The sequence below is a fragment of the Bisbaumannia pacifica genome (assembly GCF_007989625.1).
Taxonomy (GTDB): Bacteria; Pseudomonadota; Gammaproteobacteria; order Pseudomonadales; family Halomonadaceae; genus Bisbaumannia; species Bisbaumannia pacifica.
In genome coordinates, this window is the sequence record NZ_BJUK01000033.1 from 19,238 (window position 1) to 39,667 (window position 20,430).

Genomic DNA, 20,430 nt, shown 5'->3' on the forward strand with positions numbered 1-20,430 from the left:
AGTCGGTAACGATGGCTATCGACATCGACTCCGGCAAGCATACCGCGAATGGCCAGGGGGACCAGGCCTGGCGCCTGGGCAGCCAGAGCATCACGAGCCTGCGTGCTAAAGGAAAGGATCTCCGCCTCATCGAATACGCTGTGCAATCGGCGACGAAGCGTGATCAGCTCCGCATCCGTAAACCCCAGCAGCAATAGCTTGTCTCCGGGCCGCTTGTCTTGGATCAGCCCCGGTATCCAGGAGGTATCGGCATCTAGAGGAAGGCCACCCGGGTTATCGATGATATCTAACACCTTCTTCACTACCGCCCCCATCGCTTGTGCAAGTCTTGCGTCAGTCGCTGCTGATAATCGCTGAGCGGCTCGAAGCGATTGATGCCGGCTTGTCGTCCGAAGAGCGAACCACCATGCATCAGCCGCAATACCAGCCCTCGTAGCCGGGGGGCGCGCTCCAGACTACGCTTGGCGATCGATTTGAGTCGCGGAGAGTGCGCCAAGCGCTTCAACAAGCGCGAGATCCACCGTCGTAGCGCCTGTTTCATGACAACGGCTCCGTCATTGCATCGGGACTGGCCAGCACTTGATAGAGTGCCTGCCAGAAGTGGGTACGGGTGAAGCGCTGCACTTGCTGGTGGAGCGCTGCGGGTGAAAAGGTCAACGACTCGAATCGCTCGATGGCCGATAGCAGGCTATCCGCCGTCTGCACATCGAAGAACAGCCCAGTCGCTTGCTCCGCGCTCTCGATCCCACGAACGGTTTCCAGGGCACCGCCATGCCCATAGGCGATCACCGGAGCTCCATGGGCCTGGGCCTCGAGGGGTAGAATGCCGAAATCCTCGTCGGCGGCGAACACGAAGGCACGGGTACGGCTCATCAGATCACTTAGTACCGCATCGGGCTGATAGCCCAGCAGCTGGATATTGTTCGCCCCTGCCGCCAGTTGTGCCAGGCGCTTTCGCTCGGGGCCATCGCCAACCACCTTCAATTGCCGTCGCCCATCCCGCTTGAAGGCCTCGATGATCAGGTCGATTCGCTTGTAGGGCACCAGTCGCGATGCCGCAAGATAGAAGTCTTCTCGCGGGGCGTCGGGAGCAAGGTCCCGGGGAAGATCGACTGGTGGGTGGATGACTGTCGCATCACGCCGGTAGAACTTGGCAATGCGCCCCGCCACGTTCGCCGAGTTGGCGATAAAGTGATCCACCTGGCTGGCGGTAAAGTGATCCCATTGACGCAGCCGCTTGAGGCTTCGCCGCACGGCCCATTCAATGGGTGCCGGAAAGTTCGCATCGCGCAGATAGGCTTCTTTCATGTCCCAGGCATAGCGCATGGGCGTATGGCAATAGCAATAGTGACGCTGCCCGGGATGCGTCAGCACTCCCTTGGCGACGGCATGGCTGGAGGAGATCACCAGGTCGAAGTCGCTGAGGTCGAACTGCTCGATGGCGTAGGGCATCCAGGGCAGGTAATGTCGATAACGATGTCGGGCCAAGGGCAGGCGCTGGATCAGGCTGGTTTGCACGCGATGCCTGGCAATGCGCCCACGCTGCTCGGCGGGCAAGAAGTCGACCAGGGTGAAGAGTTCCGCCTGGGGGAAGGCCTCGAGCAAGGCATCGAGCACCTTTTCCGCCCCGCCCTGCACCACCAGCCAATCATGCACGATGGCCACCCGCAGGTGGCCATAGCCGTCATGCAGCGCCGTGAGAGGTGCCGACTCGCTCATGAGACGTCACAAGAGCGGCCATAGGCATCGTCGAAGCGCACGATATCATCCTCTCCAAGGTAGGAGCCGGTTTGCACCTCGATCAGCCGCAGCGGCACCAGCCCGGGATTTTCCAGCCGATGCAGGATCCCCAGCGGAATGTAGGTGGACTCCCCTTCGGTCAGCACCCGGTGAGTCAGTCCTTGCTGATCGCCGGGGCGCTCTCCCTGGGTCACGCGGGCGGTACCCTCGACGATGACCCAATGCTCGGCGCGGTGATGATGCATCTGCAGGGAGAGCTGATGACCTGGCTTGACGACGATCTCCTTGACTTGGAAGCCCTCGCTGATCGCCATGGTCCGGTAGTAGCCCCAGGGGCGATAAACGCGCCGATGAGTCAGATGCTCACAGCGACTGTCGCGCTTGAGCGCCTCGACGATGCGCTTGGTCTCCTGGGCCTGATGACGGTCGGCCACCAGCACGGCATCATCGGTTTCTATGATAACCAGGTCTTCTACGCCAACCGCCGCTACCAGGCGTGACTCACTGCGGACCAGGGTGTTGCGTGCCTGGTGCAGCAGAACATCCCCCTGGGTAGCATTACCCGAGGCATCGTCGCGGGAGTGTAGGGCATGGATGGCATCCCAGGCACCGATATCACTCCAGCCGGGGTCCATGGGGACCACGGCCGCATCCTGGGTATTCTCCATCACCGCATAGTCGATAGACTCGCCACGGCAGGCGGCGAAGGCCTCGACATCGATGCGCAGGAAGTCGAGATCCTCGCGGCTGGCCGCCAGCGCCCTACGGCAGGATTCGAGGATATCGCCGGCATGACGCTCCAGCTCCTCGAGATAGCGGCTGGCCGAGATCAGGAAGATGCCGCTGTTCCACAGATAGTCCCCGCTGGACAGATAGGCGGCAGCGCGTTCGGCATCGGGCTTCTCGACGAAAGCATCGACTCGGTAACCGGCATCGCCCAGGGCCTCGCCACGACGAATATAGCCATAACCGGTATGCGGAGAAGCGGGCGTGATGCCAAAGGTCACCAGTTTCCCTTTGCGAGCTAAGCGTCGCCCCTGCGCTACGGCGTCCAGGAAAGCCTGGGCATCCTCGATTACATGGTCGGCAGGCATCACCAACAGCAGCGGATCGTCCTGATCCTGCTGCGCCGCCAGAGCCGCCAAGGCAAGAGCCGGAGCGGTGTTTCGCCCCATGGGCTCAAGCACGATGCGACTCGGTATCACTCCCAGCGCCTGTAGTTGCTCGGCGGCCAGGAAACGATGCGCTTCATTGCAAACCAACAGCGGCGGCAGGCACTCGGCCAGCGACCCCAGACGCAATACCGCTTCCTGAAGCAGCGAATGGTCGGAGGAGTTGAGCTTGAGAAACTGCTTGGGATAGGCCTCTCGAGAGACCGGCCAAAGGCGCGATCCAGAGCCACCAGACAGTATCACGGGCAGTATCATCGCTCCTCCTTGATATAGCATCGACGCACCCATGGTGGTTGGTCATCCATCAGTCGAATGGCGGAGGATGATAGCATTTCCTATCGGCAGTAGCAGCGCCTGGAGGGGGACCGGCTGGATCGCCGAGCCGGCGAGCTGCTGCCTCGGATGCTAGGGCTGGCGGTTGATAAAGCCGCGAGTCAGGGTCATGGCAAGAATCTTGAGGTCGAGCCCCAGTGACCAATTATCGATATAGAAGAGGTCGTATTCCACTCGCTTGCGCATAGTTTCCACATTATCGGTGATACCACGCAAGCCGTTGACCTGGGCCCACCCCGTCATGCCAGGCTTGACCCGGTGACGTTGCATATACGCCTCGATCTCGTCCTTGTAGTATTCATTGTGGTCCATGGCATGCGGACGCGGACCAACCAGCGACATGCGCCCCTGCAGCACATTATAGAGCTGGGGCAACTCGTCGAGGCTGGTCCGCCGCAGGAAAGCCCCCAGCGGCGTGATTCGAGGATCCCCCCGAGTGGCCTGCTGCGTGCCCGCACCGGGCTCGTGGAGAGCCATGGAGCGGAACTTGTAGATCTTGAAGCTTTTGCCGTCCAGGCCGTGGCGCTGCTGCTTGAACAGCACCGGCCCCCCCATCTTCCAGCGTACCAGGGCAGCAATTCCCAACATCACAGGCAAGAAGGCTAGCAGCAGCAAGAGCCCCAGCAGCCGATCCTCACAGGCCTTGACCAGACGCATTGGGCCATTCAGCGGACTATAGTTGAGGTCCAGGGAGTACATGCCGGCGACTTGAGCCATGCGATGGTTGAGTAACCGGACATCGGACAGGTCGGGGAAATAGCGAATGCTGACCGGCACGCGAACCAGCTCATCAGCCAGTTGGCGCACTCGATCACCCTGTGCCAGAGGGTAACTGAGCCAGATCTCGTCGAAATCGCGATCGAAAATACTGACGGTAGCCAGGCTACGCACCTCGTCACGCACGGCCTTGACGCTATCTCCAATCACCCGGTGAGTGACTCGATAGCCCACGAACGGCATGCTACCGAGGCGAGCCTCTAGTCGCGACACATTGCTTTGCGGCCCGATCAGCACAATGCGCTTGATATTGTGCCCCTGCGCACGCAGCCGTCGTAAATACCCATACAGCGCCGCACGAATCAGCGCGCCGGTACCCAGCACCCCCAGCGACGCCGCCCCCATCCATAGGCGTGAGAAGGTCTGGGTGCTCTGAGTAGCCACCAGCAGCAAGCTGATCAGGACAATGGTCGTTAGCCAGCTAAGCACGTAAACACCCAGCATGGTGTAGAGGCTACGCCCCCGCCATGGCTGGTAAAGCCCGATCAGCTCGCCACAGGCCGGCAACAAGAGGCTACCGGCGATGATCAACAGCGGATATTCGAGACGCTCAGTGTGATCGAGCCCAGGCAGCATGCGCATCAGAGCAAAGGCCACCAGTAGGGCAACGGCGGCATCGAAGCAGCGCATTCCGCGCCTTAGCCAGTCACTATAACTGGAGACCAGACTCATCGCAGGAGGCGCCCTCAGGCATCCTGAACGGGGTGGATGCTGATCAACAGGACCATGATCCGATTGAGCACGCCACTATCGAGCTCTCCCACGGCAGCACTCAGTGCCACATGGTCCAGTGCGTAGCGGCCCAGGGTATCGACGAACTGGATACGCTGGTCGTAGAGGCTTGCCCGGGCATCGAGTACATCGACCAGGTCTCGCAGTCCCAATTGCTCACCTCGTTCGGCGGCGGCAAGGAACAGCTCACTGGACTCAATGGCTTGTTCCAGGGCCTCGAGGCGACGCACACTGCCATTCAGGGAGCGCAAGCGTTGGCGCACTTCCTGAGCCGCCAGATTACGTTCATGATCAACGCCCTCATTGGCGGCCTGAGCCAGCAACTCCCCCTGCCTTACGCTGGCACGAGTGTAGCCCCCCTGATAGAGGGGCATGCTCAACTCGACGCTGGCACGATAATCCTCGCTTTCCCGAAGCTCATCTTCGCTGACCCGATCGCTGTAGCTGAGATTCAGGTTCAGCTCGGGGAAATAGCCACTGCGTCGTACGCGCGTGTTGCTCTGAGCCACCTCACGCTCGGCCAGGGCACGCCGCACATTGAGATTGTCATTGATCCGCTCGAGCCAATCTTGCTCGTCGCCCCACTCGCGCCGAATGGCGACGGCCGCAAGATCACCGACCCGACGATTCTCGAAGGCAGGTCGGCTGCCCGTCAGGCGCTCCAGCTCACTCAGGGCATTGTCCAGCTCATTCTCGGCCTGGACCGCATCGGCGATGGCCTGATCGAGACGCGACTGGGACTCCAACAAACTGATGCGATCTCCCACGCCGAGCTCATAAGCACGGTTTGCCTGACGAAGCTGCAATTCGAGGGCATCCTGCTGTGATTCCAGCAGCCCCAGCCGACGCGAGGCCAGGAAAGCATTGATATAGGCCTCGCTTACCTGCAGGGCCAACTGCTCTTCGGTCAGGGCAAGCTCCCACTCGGCCATGCCGATTTCCGCCTCGGCCCTGGCCAGCCCCCGCCAGCGCTCCAGGCTGAACAGAGGCTGCTGTAGTTGTACCTGCCAGTAGTGCTCGGTGATCTCCCCGGGACGAGTGGCCTCCTTATCGAGGCCGAAATCGTCGGGGCTGGTCTGAAGGTTCGTCGAATCCTGCCACAAGTAGTTGGCGTTGGCCGAAAGCTGCGGCAGCAGGCGGGAGCGCGCCATGGGCCCCTCCTGCTCGGTGGCCTCCAGCTCGTAACGCTTGCGGCTCAGCTGTGAGTCGTGCCGCAGCGCCTGACGGAACAGCTCCGTCAACGAGGGAAGCGACGAGGCCTCGACAGCCACCACTTCATCTTGAAGCGCCCGAAGGTCGGCCATCGCCTCGGCCCCGGCGGGAGCTTCCTCCAATGCCTGGGCCAGTACCGGGCCGCTCAGGCTCGCTGCCAGCATCGCCATGGCCAGCGACTCGCGGTATCGCAATAACCTCATCAATCCTCCCTGATGGCGCGAGCCAGCATATCGCCGATAGGTTTGGCGATGTAACTGGCGAAGGTTCGCTCGCCGGTGCGGATCATTACCTCGGCGGGCATACCGGAGAGCAACTCCATCTGTTCGGTCATCTGCTCACTACCCTCCTCGGTCACTCCGATTCGTGCCCGATAGTAGCGCATACCGGTAGACTCATCTTCGAAACTATCGGCACTGACGTAGATCACCTCACCATCGACTTCATCGGTGAGTCGCTGATTGAAGGCGGAGAAACGAATATTGGCGTGCTGACCGCGATAAATATTGTCGATATCACGGCTGGGAATGCGCGCCTCGACGACGAAGCCATCATTACTTGGCACGATATCCATGACCGGGTCGCCGGGGCGGATCACTGCACCGACGGTATGCACCTGACGTCCCACCACGGTGCCCGACACGGGAGCCATGATCGTCGTGCGCTCGACCTGATCGCTCAGCGAGGTAATGCGCTCCTCGGCTTCGGCGATCTGCGCCTGGGCCTGGCGCAGCTGCTCGCCGACTTCCTGCTGGAACTCCTGGCGACGCACCTCTTTCTGCATCTGGTTCTCGCTGATCCGCGAGCGCAGGCGAGCGATTTCCGACTGGTGGGAGGCGTTTTCTCCTTCATACTGCAGGATCTGCCGCTCCAGCTCACGCAACCGCTGGTTATCGCCAAGCCCTTCGCGATAGAGCGAGCGGAAGTCTTCGGCTTCATCACGCAAGGAGGCAATGCGCGAGCGATTGACGCGCATCCGCGCTTCCAGGCCATCGATCTGCTCGCGCATCTGCACGACCTGCTCATCGAGGGACGTCAGGGTACCGTGCAGCGACTCGCGACGAGCCGTAAAGAGGCTCTGCTGTACCGCCAACACTTCCTGTACTCGCGGCATGTCACTGTTCATCAGATCGTCGGGGAAAGACAAGACCTCGCTACCCTGCTGCTCGGCCAGTAGGCGCACTTCCATGGCCCGATTGATCAGGTACAGGGCCTGCGAGATCTGCAACTGGGCGCGAGCCTGGGTATCGCTAAGCACGATTAGTGGCTGCCCGGCCTCCACATAGTCGCCATCTTCAACCAGGATTTCACGAACCATACCGCCTTCCAGGTGCTGTACAGTACGCTTGAAAGACTCGCTAGAGACACTACCAGGAGCCACCACGGCCACGGCCAGTGTGGCAGTCAACGACCAGGCGACAAAGCCCCCCAAGGCCAGCAACAGGATCAATCCGCCCAGGCGCTTGTACCCCTTGTCGCTCGTCGGCAGCTCGCCGTCCTCAATGCCCTGGGGCTGCGGGGTGATATCGATTTCTTCGCGCGTCTGCGGCACCTTGTCATGCTGCTCTGCCATTACTTCTGCTCCTCGGGATTGCCGGTCCCCGACTCGGGACGCTTGCCGCCAATCGCCGCCAGGCGTGCCGCGGCCCCTTGCGAAACGGCCTTCGGCTTCTTGGCGAACTGTGCCAGTACCTGATCACGGGGACCAAACATGCTGACCTGCCCATCCTTGAGAACCAGCAGCTGATCCATGTTCTTCAACACGCTGGTGCGATGACTGATGACGAAGAGGGTGGCGCCTTCGGTTTTGAGCTGAGCAATGGACTGACTCAGCGCTCGCTCACCGGCCTCGTCCAGATTGGAGTTGGGCTCATCGAGCACCACCAGCACCGGGTCACCGTAGAGGGCACGAGCCAGGCCGACCCGCTGACGCTGACCGCCGGAGAGGGCGCCGCTGGTGGAGGAAATATAGGTATCGTAGCCATTGGGCAGCTCGAGGATCATCTCATGGACCCCGGCCTTCCTGGCCGCACGCACTACCTTCTCGGCATCCACCTCGCCGAAGCGGGCGATGTTCTCGCTGATGGTGCCATCGAACAGCTCGATATCCTGGGGCAGATAGCCGATATAGGGGCCCAGCTCGTCACGATTCCACTGCGTCACATCGGCACCATCGAGTCGAACCGCTCCCACTTGAGTCGGCCAGATGCCCAGCAGAACGCGGGCCAGCGTCGACTTGCCGGCGGCGCTGGGCCCGATAATGCCGATATGCTCCCCCTTGGGCACTTCGAAATTGATGCCACGAATGGTAGATAGGCGCACCCCGGGCGGCGCTGCGGCAATACTCTCGATGTTGATGTTGCCCTCCGGTGCGGGAAGGGACATCCGACGCTGCTCATCGGGAATTTGAGTCAGCAGCTCATTGAGGCGCTCATAGGCTCCCCTGGCACCGACGAAGCCTTTCCAACTGCCGATCATCTGATCGATGGGAGCCAGGGCGCGCCCCATGATGATGGAACCGGCAATCATCATGCCCGCGGTCATTTCACCGGCCAGCACCAGCCAGGCACCCAGCCCCAAAATCATCGACTGGAACAGCAAGCGCAGGACCTTGGAGGCATTGGTTAGGGCACCGGCGCGGTCACTGGCCTGGGACTGCTTGGCCAGGAACTGGTGATGCTTTTCGGCCCAGCGCCCCATGATGCCCGGCAGCATCCCCATGGCGTGAAGCACTTCGGCATTGCGTAGGTTGGAGTTGGCCAGGTCCTGAGCCTTGATCTGCTCACCATTGGCTTCGGCAAGCAACCCCTTGGTGGCACGCTCATTCGTCAATGCAAGAGCCAGCAGAATAATTCCGGCGCAGGTAGCAAAGACCCCGAGCCAAGGGTGGAAGAGGAACAGTACGGCCAGGTAGACCGGCACCCAGGGAGCGTCGAAGAAGGCAAACAGGCCGTTGCCGGTGAGGAACTGCCGTAGATTGGTAAGGTCGCTCAGCGGCTGAGCCGTCTGGCGCCCCTGAGCCATGACGCTGCGACGGAACATGGCACTGTACAGGCGTGCATTGATGCTAGTGTCCAGCCGGTTACCCACGCGAACGAGGATACGCGATCGCACCAGTTCGAGGCCGCCCATGATCATGAACAGGAAGACCACCACCAGGGTCAGCATCAGTAGCGTTTCGCCGCTCTGAGTGGTCAGCACCCGGTCATAGACCTGCAGCATATACATGGGGGGGACAAGCATCAGCAGGTTGACGAACATGCTGAAGAAACCCACCGAGACGAAGGATCCCTTGCAGGCCTTCAAGGCGAGCTGCAGATCCGTTGCATCTTGTTGCTTTGCCATAAGGCTGAACACCGTTGAAAGAGATGACACGGGGGGAGAATTAGGGCACGCAGAATAACAGATAGCGACACTAGCTGGATAGGGAGCCCTACCGAGGGGCACCAAAAAGCCGCGCCCCGTGACGACATGTCACGGGGCGCGTTGGAGCGGCGGGCGTACCCGGCCTATTCGGATAACCAGTTCTCGTAGGTCGGATAAACGAACCTACGGCGAGAGCATCCGACAGGACGCTCCCGACAACGCCTCACCGGTAAACCGGGAACTCGGCGCAGACAGCCTCGACCTTGGCCTTGACCTCGCCTTCGATGGCGGCGGTGTCCTCGCCCTTGGCCATCACGTCGAGGATATCGCAGATCCAGCCGGCCAGTGCCTGGCACTCGGCCTCACCGAAGCCGCGGGTGGTCACCGCCGGGGTGCCGATACGCAGGCCGGAGGTGACGAAGGGGCTCTGGGGATCGCCGGGCACGGCGTTCTTGTTGACGGTGATATGGGCACGGCCCAGGGCGGCGTCCGCGTCCTTGCCGGTCAGGCCCTGCTTGATCAGCGACAGCAGGAAGAGGTGATCCTCGGTGCCGCCGGAGACGATCTCGAAGCCGCGCTCGATGAACACGCCGGCCATGGTCTGGGCGTTCTTGACCACCTGCTGCTGGTAGGTCTTGAAGGACGGATCCATGGCTTCCTTGAAGCAGATCGCCTTGGCGGCGATGACGTGCTCCAGGGGGCCGCCCTGGCCACCCGGGAAGACCGCGGACTGCAGCTTCTTCTCGATCTCCTCGTTGCCTTCGGCGGAGAGGATCAAGCCGCCACGCGGGCCGCGCAGGGTCTTGTGGGTGGTGGTGGTGACCACATGGGCGTGGGGCAGCGGGGTCGGGTAGACGCCGGCGGCCACCAGGCCGGCCACGTGGGCCATGTCGACCAGCAGGTAGGCACCCACCTCGTCGGCGATCTCGCGGAACTTGGCCCAGTCGATGATCTGGGAGTAGGCGGAGAAGCCGGCGATGATCATCTTCGGCTGGTGCTCGCGGGCCAGCTTGGCGACTTCTTCGTAGTCGATGCGGCCGCTCTCGTCGATGCCGTACTGCACGGCGTTGTAGTGCTTGCCGGAGAAGTTGGGCTTGGCGCCATGGGTCAGGTGACCGCCGGCGTCCAGGCTCATGCCCAGCACGGTATCGCCCGGCTTGACCAGGGCCTGGAAGACGGCGCCATTGGCCTGGGAGCCGGAGTGCGGCTGAACGTTGGCGTAGCTGGCCCCGAACAGCTCCTTGGCGTAGTCGATGGCCAGTTGCTCGACGATGTCCACGTACTCGCAGCCGCCGTAGTAGCGCTTGCCGGGATAGCCTTCCGCGTACTTGTTGGTGAGCTGGGAGCCCTGGGCTTCCATCACGCGGGGGCTGGCGTAGTTCTCGGAAGCGATCAGCTCGATATGCGCTTCCTGACGCGCGACTTCCTTCTGCATCGCGTCGAAGAGGGCATCATCGAAACCGGCAATCTGCATGTCACGACTGAACATCGGCGAGGGTCCTCGGTAGGCGGTAAACTCGAAGGCGCCATGATACCCCAGCCTCGACGGCCTTTCACATGAAAGGCCGTCATGGACCACTCGATAATTTCTCACTTTCGCTTTAGCGAAGCTAAACCCAGGTAACAGATACTGGCAACGCGAAACGGCACAGGGTGAACCTGGCTGCTCTCGATCGAGCAGGCGCCTACGGCGCCAATCGTCCGGGAAACCCGGACTCCCACAAGTACAATAGCGATATACCTGTGGGAGCTCGGCTATTGCCGAGCGATTTCACGGCTCAGGTCTCCCCCAGCAGGCCCAGGCTGGCCATGGGCGCCTCGCGGCGCAGCCCCCGCGAGAGGAAGTGGCCGATGGCGCCGATCAGCAGGGCGCCACCGAGGGGCAACGACAACCACAGCAAGGGATGCGGCCGCGGCGGCAGATCGAACCACAGCGCATAGAGCCCCGCGGTGGCCAGCTCCGCCAGCAGGACCCCCATTAGGCCGCTGGCCAGGCCGAGGATAGCGAACTCGGCGCCCTGCACCCGCGAGAGGGTGCGCGTTCCCGCGCCGAAGACCCGCAGCAGGCCGCCCTCGTGGGCACGCACCGGGCGGCTGGCGGTGAGGGCCGCGTAGAGCACGCTGACCCCGGCCAGCAGCACCAGGGCCAGTACCAGCTCCACCGCCCGGGTCACCTGGGCGACCAGCTCGCGCACCTGGGCCAGGATGGCGTCGATATTGAGTAGCGAGACGCCGGGGAAGTCGCGCACCAGGCCACGCAGGGTCTCGCCCTCCCCCGGGTCGAGATAGAAGGCGGTGATATAGCTGTGGCCGAAGCGGTCCAGCGTCCCGGGCGGGAAGATCACGAAGAAGTTGGGGCGGAAGCTGTCCCAGTCCAGGTTGCGCAGGCTGGCCACCCGGCCGCTGACCTCCCGGCCGCCGATGGTAAAGGTCAGGGTATCGCCGAGGCCGAGTCCCAGGCGCTCGGCGAAGCCATCCTCCAGGGAGATCGGCACCGGCTCGCCGCGGACGGGCTCGGCGGAGAACCAGCGCCCGGCCACCAGCCGATTGCCCTCGGGCAGGGTCTCCTGCCAGGTGAGGTTGAGCTCGCGGCGCAGGGCATTGTCGCCGCGGGCCTCGGCCGGCACGGCCTCCCGCGCCGGGGTGCCATCGATGGCGGTGAGGCGCCCCCGCACCATGGGGTAGAGGCTGGTGCGGTCGTCGGCGCGAGCCTCCAGCACCTCGCTAAAGGACTCCCGCTCGGCGGGCTGGATATTGATGGCGAAGTAGTTGGGCATCGCCTCGGGAAGCTGCGCCTGCCAGGTGGTCAACAGGTCGCCACGTACCAGGGCGATCATCGCCATGGCGAAGAAGGTCACCGCGAAGGCCAGCATCTGCCCCAGGCTGGCGTCGCGACGCCGTGCCAGTTGACGCCCGCCCAGGCGCAGCGCCTGGCCCCAGCCGCCCTGCCCCGCCGGCAGCCGACCGACCAGCCAAAGCACCAGGGCCAGCAGCCCACGTCCCAGGCCCCAGAGCAGGCCGAGCATCACCCAGCCCCCCAACAGCAGGCCGCTGGCCAGGCCGATATCCCCGGAGTAAAGCCACAGCAGGGCGCCGAACACCAGGCTGGCGACGATCACCACCAGCCAGGCCGACGGCGGCAGCGGGTCGAGCTCGCGACGCAGCACCTTGAGGGCGCTGACCCGCTTGAGGCGCAGCAGGGTGGGGCCGGCGAAGCCCACCAGCACCGCCACCGCCGTCAAGACGCCGAGCAGCAGCGGCAAGGGGCCCGGCGCCGGCAACGTGAGGGGCAGGAAGGCGCTTAGCAAGCCCAGCAGCAGCGCCTGGCCGGCCAGGCCCAGCAGGGCACCCAGTGCCGCGGCCACCAGGGCCAGCCATAGCAGCTGCAGGGCGAAGAGCCGGGTCAACTGGCGCTGGGTGGCGCCGAAGCAGCGCAGCAAGGCCGCGGTATCCAGGTGACGATCCACATAGCGTCGGGTGGCCATGGCCACCGCCACCCCGGCCAGCAGCACCGCCGCCAGGCCGGCCAGGCTCAGGTAGCGCTCGGCCCGATCCAGGGCATTGCCGAGGCCGGGACGGTCGCGGCGCACGTCGCGCACTTCGACCCCGTCGCGGCGCAACGCCTCGAGCAGCGAATCGAGGCCGTTCAGGGCGTCGGGCGGCCCGGCGGCGAGCAGCTCGTACTCGACGCGCGAGCCGGGCTGCACCAGGCCGGTCGCCGCCAGGTCGTCGAGGTGCATCATCAGCCGCGGATTGAAGTTGCCGAAGCCCGCCGACTGGTCCGGCTCCCGCTCCACCAGGCCGCTGACGGTCAACTCCACCTCGCCGATGCGCACCCGATCGCCCAGCTCCGCCTCGAGCAGCAGGGCCAGGCGCGGTGCCAGCCAGGCCTCACCGGGGGCCGGGCCCCGGGCCTGGGCCTCGCTGCCCGCGCCGCGATCCACCAGCACCTGCCCATAGTGGGGATAGACATCGTCCACCACCTTGAGGCTGGTCACCTGGAAGGCGTCCCCGAGGCTCGCCATGGAGACCAGGTCGACCTGGTCGCTGAGGGTAAGGCCGGCCCCCTCCAGGGTCCGGCGCAGCTCGGGGGAAAACGGCTGCCCCTGCTCCAGCACCAGGTCGCCGCCCAGCAACTGCCCAGCCTGACGGGTCAGGCCGCGATCGAGGCGGTCGAGGAAGAAACCGATCATGGTGGAGGCCGCCACCGCCAGCATCAGCGCCACGAAGAGCGCCCGCACGTCGGCGGCGCGCAGGTCGCGCCACAGCCCCCTGGCGGAGAAGCGCAACGCCTGAATCGCGCCCTGATGCGGCAGGGCCGCCGCCCGGGTCATGCCTCCACCTCGTCCAGGGCGAGGGGCGCCAGGCGCCCATCGGCGAGGCGCAGGGCCCGCTGGCAGCGCCGCGCCAGGGCGTGGTCGTGAGTCACCAGCACCAGGGTGGTGCCCGCCTCGCGGTTGAGCCGGAAGAGTAGCTCGATGATCCGCGCCCCGGTGGTCGGGTCCAGGTTGCCGGTGGGCTCGTCGGCGAAGACCAGCTCGGCGCCGGTGACGAAGGCGCGGGCGATGGCCACCCGCTGCTGCTCGCCGCCGGAGAGCTGCTTGGGCAGGTGATCGAGGCGCTCACCCAGCCCGACCCGTTCCAGCCACTCCCGGGCGCGGGCCTCGCCATCGCGCTGCGGAGACAGCTCCAGCGGCAGCAGGACGTTTTCCAGGGCGGTGAGGGTCGGCAGAAGCTGGAAATTCTGGAACACGAAGCCGACGCGCCCGGCACGCAGCGCCGCCCGGCCGTCCTCGTCCAACGCCGCCAACGACTGGCCGAAGAGCTCCAGCCGACCGCCGCTGGGGGTATCCAGGCCCGCTAGCAGCCCCAGCAGGGTCGACTTGCCGGCGCCGCTCTGGCCGAGAATCGCCACGCTCTCGCCGGGGAACACTTCCAGCGCCAGGTCACTCAGAATGGTCAGTCGGCGCTCGCCGCTATCGACCACCTTGCCGAGGCCGTCGGCGTGTAGAATCGGGGCAAGGGCTTCAGACGAGGAGTGGGACATGATCGAGGGCTTCCCTTTCGCTTGGCATCATTGCCGGTCAGTCTGCCACGGCGGCCGTGGCCGCCGGTACCTGGTGGCGTGGACGCTGAGCCTGCTGTTACTGCTGGCGGGCACGGCCAGCGCGGCATCGCCGCCCCGCCTGCTGGTGGTGGGCGACAGCCTCAGCGCGGCCTATGGTATCGAGGCGCGGCAGGGCTGGGTGGCGCTGCTGGAGCAGCGCCTGGACGGTCGCGCCGAGGTCATCAATGCCAGCATCAGCGGCGAGACCAGCGGCGGCGGCGCGGCGCGGCTGCCCGACTTGCTGGGACAGCACGCCCCCGACATCGTTCTGCTGGAGCTGGGCGGCAACGATGGCCTGCGCGGCCTGCCGCCGGGTCAGCTCGAGACCAACCTGAGGCGCATGATCGAGGCCAGCCGTGCGGCCGAGGCCGAGGTGCTGCTGCTGGGCATCGATATTCCACCCAATTATGGCCAGGCCTATCGGGATGCCTTTACCGGCGTCTATCGGCGCCTCGCCGATGAGCATGACCTGCCCCTGGTGCCCTTCCTGCTCGAGGGTGTGGCGCTGGACCGCGAGCTGATGCAGGCCGATGGCATCCATCCCACCGCCGCCGCGCAACCGAGGATCCTCGACAACGTCTGGCCCGTCCTGGTGCCCCTGTTGGAGACGGAACTGGCCAGGGCATCCGATTAAAGCTTATTCACCGGCAGCCGATATAATGGGGGCAGACGCCCCGTTACTGGACCTCTCCCATGGCCCCGCCGCCGCACTCACAATTACGCTGCTCGCGTCGCGGCCTGCTCGGCGGCGGCCTGGCCCTGTTGGCGGCGCTATTCGTCGGCGGCTGGCCGGGGCCGGTCGAGGGGAGCTTCAATCCCGGCCAGCTACGCCTGGTGATGCGTACCCGCTATGGAGGCCGGGGCAGCGCCATGCTGGAGGAGTGGTTCGCGCTGCTCGAGCGGTTGGCCAGCCAGCCGTTACCGACGCAGCTTCGCGAAACCAACGATTTCTTCAATCGCCGCATTCGCTGGCTGGATGATATCGATATCTGGGGCCAGGAAGATTATTGGGCCACGCCGCTGGAGACCATGGGCAAGGCCCAGGGCGACTGCGAAGACTACTCCATCGCCAAGTACATCACCCTGAAGCGACTCGGCGTGCCGACCCGGCAGCTGCGCATGATCTATGTGAGGGCGCGCATCGGCCGCAGCCAGATCACCCAGGCGCATATGGTGCTGGGGTATTACGAGACACCCGCCAGCGAGCCCCTGATCCTCGACAACCTGGTGCCCTCGATTACCCCCGCCGCCCAGCGGGTCGATCTGGACCCCGTGTTCAGCTTCAATAGCGATGGCTTATGGGCAGGTGGCTCGACACAATCCCGCGCCAACCCAGTACAACGCCTGTCGCGGTGGAGCAGCGTACTGACCCGAATGCAGGAGCAGGGGTTCCTATGATTTCATCCCAGACCATGACACCAACCGCCGTGGATTCGCCGCGGAACCTCGCCAGGGAGTGGCCACCATGTCGCTGATAAAACAACTGTGGATCACCGTGCTGGCGATCCTGCTACTGACCCTGGGCGGCAGCCTGGCGGTCGGGCTAACGGCGCTGCGGGGCTACACCGAGCAGGAGATTCGGGTCAAGAATAGCGACAACGTCAATGCCCTGGCCCTCTCCATGAGCCAGCTGGACAAGGATCCGGTGATCATCGAGCTGCTGATGGCCGCCCAGTTCGATACCGGCCACTACCAACTGATCGAACTGCACGCCCCCGATGGCGAGCTGATCGCCCGGCGCGAGGCCGATGGCCGCATCGAGAGCGTGCCCGGCTGGTTCGTCGACCTGGTACGTTTCGATGTGCCGCCGAGTCAGGCGGTGATCCAGAACGGCTGGCAGCAATACGGCACCCTGACCCTGCAGAGCCACCATAGCTTCGCCTACCACTCCCTGTGGCGTGGCGCCATCCGGCTGGTCGCCTGGTTCGGCCTGGCCGCCCTGGTCGGTTTACTGCTCGCCGGTTGGATCGTGCGGACCATCCGCGGGCCGCTGGAGGCCGTGATCGCCCAGGCTCGGGACATCGGCGCCCGACGCTTTACCACCAGCCCCGAGCCGCGCACGCGCGAGCTGCGTCAGGTGGTTCAGGCCATGAACCGGCTCTCCGGCTCCGTGGGGCAGATGTTGCATAGCGAGAGCGAGAAACTCGACAAGCTGCGCCGCCGGCTACAGCAGGATGAGGCGACCGGCGCCCTGGGCCGCGATGCCTTTATGACCCAGCTGAGCACCCACCTCGAAAGCGATGATGAGCGTGCCAACGGCAGCCTGGCGCTGGTGCGCCTGACCCAGCTCACCGAGATCAATCAGGTCCTGGGCCGGGCACGGACCAATGAGCTGCTCAGGAGCCTGAGCCTGAGCCTCACCAAGATCGCCCAGGCACAGGGCGGGGGGATCGTGGGCCGCCTGAATGGTGGCGATTTTGCCCTGCTGATCCCCGGTGGCGAAGACAACGATTCATTGGCCAAGGCGCTTAGCGCCGAGCTGGAGGCCCTGCGACTCGGCGAGGCCTCGGTGAGCCTGGGCCTGCCCTCGGCCCTCTGCCACTATGCGCCCGGGGATACCCTCAGCACGCTGATGGCCGGCCTGGATGGCGCCCTGGCCGCCGCCGAGACCCAGGGCGACCTGGGTCAGCAGTGGGTCGAGACCCAGCGCAGCGACCTGCTCTATACCAACCATGCCGACTGGCGACACGCCCTGGAGCGGGCCATCGCCCAGGGCCCTCGCCTGGCCAGCTTCCCGGTGGTCGATGCCGCGGGCGACCTGCTGCATCATGAGTGCCCCTCCCGCCTTCACCTCGAGGGCGAGTGGCGAGCGGCGGGCACCTTTATGCCCTGGGTATCGCGCCTGGAACTCTCGACGCCTCTCGACCTGGCGGTGGCCAAGGCCGCCATCGATGTCATCGGTCGTGACCAGGCTCCCCTGGGGATCAACCTCTCCCCCGCCTCGATTCGCGATGCCCACTTCCTGACCCGTCTGCTCGGCCTACTCAAGGCGCATCCCGACCAGGCCCGGTTGCTATGGCTGGAACTGCCGGAATCCGCCGCCCTGCGCGACCTGGAGCGCTTCCGTCTGCTGTGTCGCGAGTTGCAGCCCCTGGGCTGCCGTATCGGCCTGGAACATGTGGGCAGCGAGTTTTCTCGCCTCGGCGAGCTTCAGGATAGCGGCCTCTCCTACCTAAAGTTCGACCGTAGCCTGGTTCAGGGCATCGAGGCGAGTGCGGAACAGCAGACGATCCTGCGCGGCATGGCCACCCTCTGTCATTCCCTGGGCATCCTGGCGATCGCCGAGGGGGTCGCCAGCGACGCCGAGTGGCAAACGGTGCTCGATCTCGGCCTGGATGGCGTTACCGGCCCCGGAGTTCGTCAGCCCGGATAAAGGCGCACACGGCGAGTGCCTCTCCGGTAGCATAACGCCCGCTTCGGCGGGCGATTCTCAGGAATACCCCACGGCTCCGCCTCCCGGGAGGACGATGCTAGATCACATCACCCTCTTCGCCCATCAACCCGACATCATTGATACGACTGCGTAGGCTCTGCCGCGCAATCAGTTTATCCCTGGCGGCATCCGGGAGGTCGGTAAAGCGAATCACCCCCTTGTCCATCAGCAGGTGGATCACGTCTTCCAGCACCCGTACGAAGTCGAGATCCGATCGCGTCATTTCCTCCTGGCGCCCCAAGCCAGCGAGGAATTCCCCTAGCGCCTTGTCACCGTTATCCACACTCTCCAAGCACTCACCATCCTGGATTTTACTGATCTTGATAATGGCGCCATTTTCATCGCGTCTGACATACATGGCAGTCACTCCATCCAAAAAAAACCGCCCGGCATGGCCGGGCGGAAACCTTAGGTAATAGGCGATATCGAGTATATCACTGATCGATATTCAATTGACCACTGGCGATCATCTTGGCGACCAGATCCTCGCCATCGCCGGGCGTCGCCCCGAAGTCGCTAAAGGACTTTCCTTCCAGGCGAATCACCTGATCGGCATTCTCCTTGTCGCCCCCCAGATTGCCCTGAGAATTCAGATAAAGCACGGTATCCGCACCATCCTCTTCGGCCACGACATAACTACCGAGATCCACCGCTGACTCTTCATCCTGTAGCAGGTCGGCTACATCCAGCACATCGTCACCATTGCCGAAGTCCTTGACCACATCGACGGCGGGAGCATTGCTGCCTCCCTCATCGCCGAGCTGCCACTGGAAGACATCGTCGCCCGCACCGCCAATCAGGATGTCGTCATCGGCACCACCGATCAGAGTATCATTTCCTCCTTTCTCAGGATTCTGATCGAACAAACTATCGTAATTATCCTTCACATAATCAATGACCTGTTCATCATCAGGAGCATTGCCACCATTGACTTCCCACTTCAGGTATTCGCGAAGCCCCTGATAGCCCATGCCATCATGTTCACCGGCGGCAAAGGACTCATTGGTATCGCCATTTGTCCAGGCAAGGTGATCAGTACTGATGGCATCGCCGAAGAGAATATCATCGCCATCGCCACCGGTGAGGGTATCGTCACCTAGATCCTCGAGCTCATCGAATTCCGAGCTTCCCTCCAGGGCCGCCGCCAGATCTTCGGCGGTATCAACGATATCGACCTCACCGATAGGGCCAGTGACCTCCTTGGCCCACCATCCCCAACCAAAACTCACCTCACCAGTACCCACGACACCGCTGTTATCGAAGAACTCGAGATAGTCCTTCGAGATCCCAGAACCAATACCGATGCCATTGACGGAGCTTAGCCCGGACAGCTCGGCGAAGGCATCGACAGAAGCCTTGAAGACATCGTAACCAGTAGAGCTTCCAGAGCCCTCGACATCCCCATCATCATCGTAGTAGTACGTCGGATTACCGTCCGTCAGGAAGTAACTCAAATTCTCGAAGTCCGCCGCATTGGGTTGTCCATTTTGCTGGTTGAACCACGCTGCGGCTTCCTGGAAGCCTGCCATATAGTTGGTGCCACCATCGGCCTCGAGGTCATCGATAGCATCGATAAGGCTCTGCACATTGCTGGCATCGAGGTTTTCGATGATGATCGGCCCCCCGGCATGCTTGGCGAAGGGAACCAGTTGCACATTGATCGTACCTTCGTGATCCTTTAGCTGATTAGCCAGGTTGACCAGTGCCTGCTTGGTCAGCTCCATCCGATCCAGGCCCGACGTACCGGAAGAATTCCCCATGCTGCCCGAGGTATCGACGATCAAGGAGATATTGTAGTTGGTCGCCGGATCGATAATGGTTTCCTTTCCACCCCGATCCCCGAGGATGACATCGTCTCCACCGCTGGACTCCAGGTTCTCCCCATCGTTGCTACCGACTTCCAGGGAAGCCGGTGGCTGTACCTCATAGGGGCGATCCGCCTCGGCCTCATAGGCGTTGCCGTATTGGTCCTCCCCCACGACCTTGGCCGTGATATCGCCGGAGCTCAGGCCGGAAACTTTATCCGCTGGTACGTTCACGGACCAGGAGCTGCCATCATCATCGACGGTCGTGGTATAGACCTCGCCCCCAATGACGACCTCGATCACGTCGCCAGCCTTGGCCTCCCCTCCCACGGAACCGGAGATCGGCTGACCTTCTTGAGCCTCATCATTGCCCAGGAAGTCATCGCCACCGAAGACCGGATCGATCGTGATGCTGGCTTCCGGCTCGACAGTCACCACCCCCTTGGCGTCATCGGCGCTTGCACTGTTCCCCGCCGGATCGGTGACCGTCGCTTGCACGCTAACGCTGCTGGCGCTATCGGCCACCGGAACCCAGACGGTAACTCCCGAGGCAATATGCTGCTGATCGAGGACCAGTGTAGTCAGCGTATTACCCGCCCCATCGGTTACCACCAGGGTATCTCCGGGTGAGGTTCCCTCCTCTAGGGTAATCAGGGCCTCCACACTATCGGGCTCACCGGAGGCGATTTCTTCAATGTTATAGACATCATCATCGCCGGCTCCCAGTAGGGCCACACCGACCGCCGGGGCAGT

General features: G+C 63.5%; 15 protein-coding genes. 4 read left to right on the forward strand and 11 right to left on the reverse strand.

The genetic code is table 11. From position 1 onward, the window contains the following. Nucleotides 1–11 precede the first annotated feature (11 nt). Complete coding sequence (locus HPA02_RS18250; protein WP_186809989.1) at nt 12–197, forward strand: hypothetical protein; 186 nt, start codon at nt 12–14, stop codon at nt 195–197. 340 nt (nt 198–537) lie between these two features. Here the strand turns inward: HPA02_RS18250 and HPA02_RS13160 are convergent, their stop codons facing one another. The 9 genes from HPA02_RS13160 to HPA02_RS13200 form a co-directional block, all read right to left on the reverse strand. Continuing rightward, complete coding sequence (locus HPA02_RS13160; RefSeq protein WP_146803665.1) at nt 538–1,719, reverse strand: glycosyltransferase; 1,182 nt, start codon at nt 1,717–1,719, stop codon at nt 538–540. Further along, the gene (locus tag HPA02_RS13165; protein WP_146803666.1) at nt 1,716–3,167 is read right to left on the reverse strand and encodes a mannose-1-phosphate guanylyltransferase/mannose-6-phosphate isomerase; all 1,452 of its coding nucleotides are present in this window, start codon (nt 3,165–3,167) and stop codon (nt 1,716–1,718) included. The genes HPA02_RS13160 and HPA02_RS13165 overlap by 4 nt, the downstream gene beginning before the upstream one ends. A 150-nt stretch (nt 3,168–3,317) precedes the next feature. Further along, nucleotides 3,318–4,694: an undecaprenyl-phosphate glucose phosphotransferase gene (locus tag HPA02_RS13170; protein WP_244945925.1), complete on the reverse strand. Its 1,377-nt coding sequence runs from the start codon at nt 4,692–4,694 to the stop codon at nt 3,318–3,320. Nucleotides 4,695–4,708: 14 nt separating this feature from the next. Beyond that, nucleotides 4,709–6,169: a TolC family protein gene (locus tag HPA02_RS13175; protein ID WP_186809990.1), complete on the reverse strand. Its 1,461-nt coding sequence runs from the start codon at nt 6,167–6,169 to the stop codon at nt 4,709–4,711. Further along, complete coding sequence (locus HPA02_RS13180; protein WP_146803667.1) at nt 6,169–7,539, reverse strand: HlyD family type I secretion periplasmic adaptor subunit; 1,371 nt, start codon at nt 7,537–7,539, stop codon at nt 6,169–6,171. Before HPA02_RS13180 ends, HPA02_RS13175 begins: the two co-directional genes overlap by 1 nt. After that, complete coding sequence (locus tag HPA02_RS13185) at nt 7,539–9,311, reverse strand: type I secretion system permease/ATPase (protein WP_146803668.1); 1,773 nt, start codon at nt 9,309–9,311, stop codon at nt 7,539–7,541. The genes HPA02_RS13180 and HPA02_RS13185 overlap by 1 nt, the downstream gene beginning before the upstream one ends. A gap of 244 nt (nt 9,312–9,555) precedes the next feature. Then, nucleotides 9,556–10,821, reverse strand: a complete 1,266-nt coding sequence (gene glyA / locus HPA02_RS13190) for a serine hydroxymethyltransferase (protein ID WP_146803669.1) — start codon at nt 10,819–10,821, stop codon at nt 9,556–9,558. 289 nt (nt 10,822–11,110) lie between these two features. Further along, entirely contained in the window at nt 11,111–13,666 is a 2,556-nt protein-coding gene (locus tag HPA02_RS13195) for an ABC transporter permease (RefSeq protein WP_146803670.1), read from the reverse strand. After that, the gene (locus HPA02_RS13200) at nt 13,663–14,379 is read right to left on the reverse strand and encodes an ABC transporter ATP-binding protein (protein WP_146803671.1); all 717 of its coding nucleotides are present in this window, start codon (nt 14,377–14,379) and stop codon (nt 13,663–13,665) included. The genes HPA02_RS13195 and HPA02_RS13200 overlap by 4 nt, the downstream gene beginning before the upstream one ends. On the opposite strand from HPA02_RS13200, the gene HPA02_RS13205 reads away from it, so the two are divergent. From HPA02_RS13205 to HPA02_RS13215, 3 genes are all read left to right on the forward strand, one after another. Next, nucleotides 14,378–15,073: an arylesterase gene (locus HPA02_RS13205; RefSeq protein ID WP_146803672.1), complete on the forward strand. Its 696-nt coding sequence runs from the start codon at nt 14,378–14,380 to the stop codon at nt 15,071–15,073. The genes HPA02_RS13200 and HPA02_RS13205 overlap by 2 nt on opposite strands. 59 nt (nt 15,074–15,132) lie before the next feature. After that, on the forward strand, nt 15,133–15,837 hold the full coding sequence (locus tag HPA02_RS13210) for a transglutaminase-like cysteine peptidase (protein WP_146803673.1): 705 nt from the start codon (nt 15,133–15,135) through the stop codon (nt 15,835–15,837). A gap of 67 nt (nt 15,838–15,904) precedes the next feature. Then, a complete protein-coding gene (locus HPA02_RS13215; protein ID WP_146803674.1) occupies nt 15,905–17,812 on the forward strand; it encodes a bifunctional diguanylate cyclase/phosphodiesterase in 1,908 nt (635 codons plus the stop codon). 97 nt (nt 17,813–17,909) lie between these two features. Here HPA02_RS13215 and HPA02_RS13220 read toward each other — a convergent pair whose 3' ends face one another. After that, a complete protein-coding gene (locus HPA02_RS13220; RefSeq protein ID WP_146803675.1) occupies nt 17,910–18,230 on the reverse strand; it encodes a tryptophan synthase subunit beta like protein in 321 nt (106 codons plus the stop codon). A gap of 76 nt (nt 18,231–18,306) precedes the next feature. Continuing rightward, the coding region (locus tag HPA02_RS13225; RefSeq protein WP_146803676.1) for an Ig-like domain-containing protein at nt 18,307–20,430 on the reverse strand (2,124 nt) is incomplete at its 5' end.

Bases quoted from the DNA above. Each gene is read 5' to 3' on its own strand.
- HPA02_RS18250 (WP_186809989.1), top strand. From the start codon at position 12: ATGGCTATCGACATCGACTCCGGCAAGCATACCGCGAATGGCCAGGGG.
- HPA02_RS13160 (WP_146803665.1), bottom strand. From the start codon at position 1,719: ATGAGCGAGTCGGCACCTCTCACGGCGCTGCATGACGGCTATGGCCAC.
- HPA02_RS13165 (WP_146803666.1), bottom strand. From the start codon at position 3,167: ATGATACTGCCCGTGATACTGTCTGGTGGCTCTGGATCGCGCCTTTGG.
- HPA02_RS13170 (WP_244945925.1), bottom strand. From the start codon at position 4,694: ATGAGTCTGGTCTCCAGTTATAGTGACTGGCTAAGGCGCGGAATGCGC.
- HPA02_RS13175 (WP_186809990.1), bottom strand. From the start codon at position 6,169: ATGAGGTTATTGCGATACCGCGAGTCGCTGGCCATGGCGATGCTGGCA.
- HPA02_RS13180 (WP_146803667.1), bottom strand. From the start codon at position 7,539: ATGGCAGAGCAGCATGACAAGGTGCCGCAGACGCGCGAAGAAATCGAT.
- HPA02_RS13185 (WP_146803668.1), bottom strand. From the start codon at position 9,311: ATGGCAAAGCAACAAGATGCAACGGATCTGCAGCTCGCCTTGAAGGCC.
- glyA (WP_146803669.1), bottom strand. From the start codon at position 10,821: ATGTTCAGTCGTGACATGCAGATTGCCGGTTTCGATGATGCCCTCTTC.
- HPA02_RS13195 (WP_146803670.1), bottom strand. From the start codon at position 13,666: ATGACCCGGGCGGCGGCCCTGCCGCATCAGGGCGCGATTCAGGCGTTG.
- HPA02_RS13205 (WP_146803672.1), top strand. From the start codon at position 14,378: ATGATCGAGGGCTTCCCTTTCGCTTGGCATCATTGCCGGTCAGTCTGC.
- HPA02_RS13200 (WP_146803671.1), bottom strand. From the start codon at position 14,379: ATGTCCCACTCCTCGTCTGAAGCCCTTGCCCCGATTCTACACGCCGAC.
- HPA02_RS13210 (WP_146803673.1), top strand. From the start codon at position 15,133: ATGGCCCCGCCGCCGCACTCACAATTACGCTGCTCGCGTCGCGGCCTG.
- HPA02_RS13215 (WP_146803674.1), top strand. From the start codon at position 15,905: ATGTCGCTGATAAAACAACTGTGGATCACCGTGCTGGCGATCCTGCTA.
- HPA02_RS13220 (WP_146803675.1), bottom strand. From the start codon at position 18,230: ATGTATGTCAGACGCGATGAAAATGGCGCCATTATCAAGATCAGTAAA.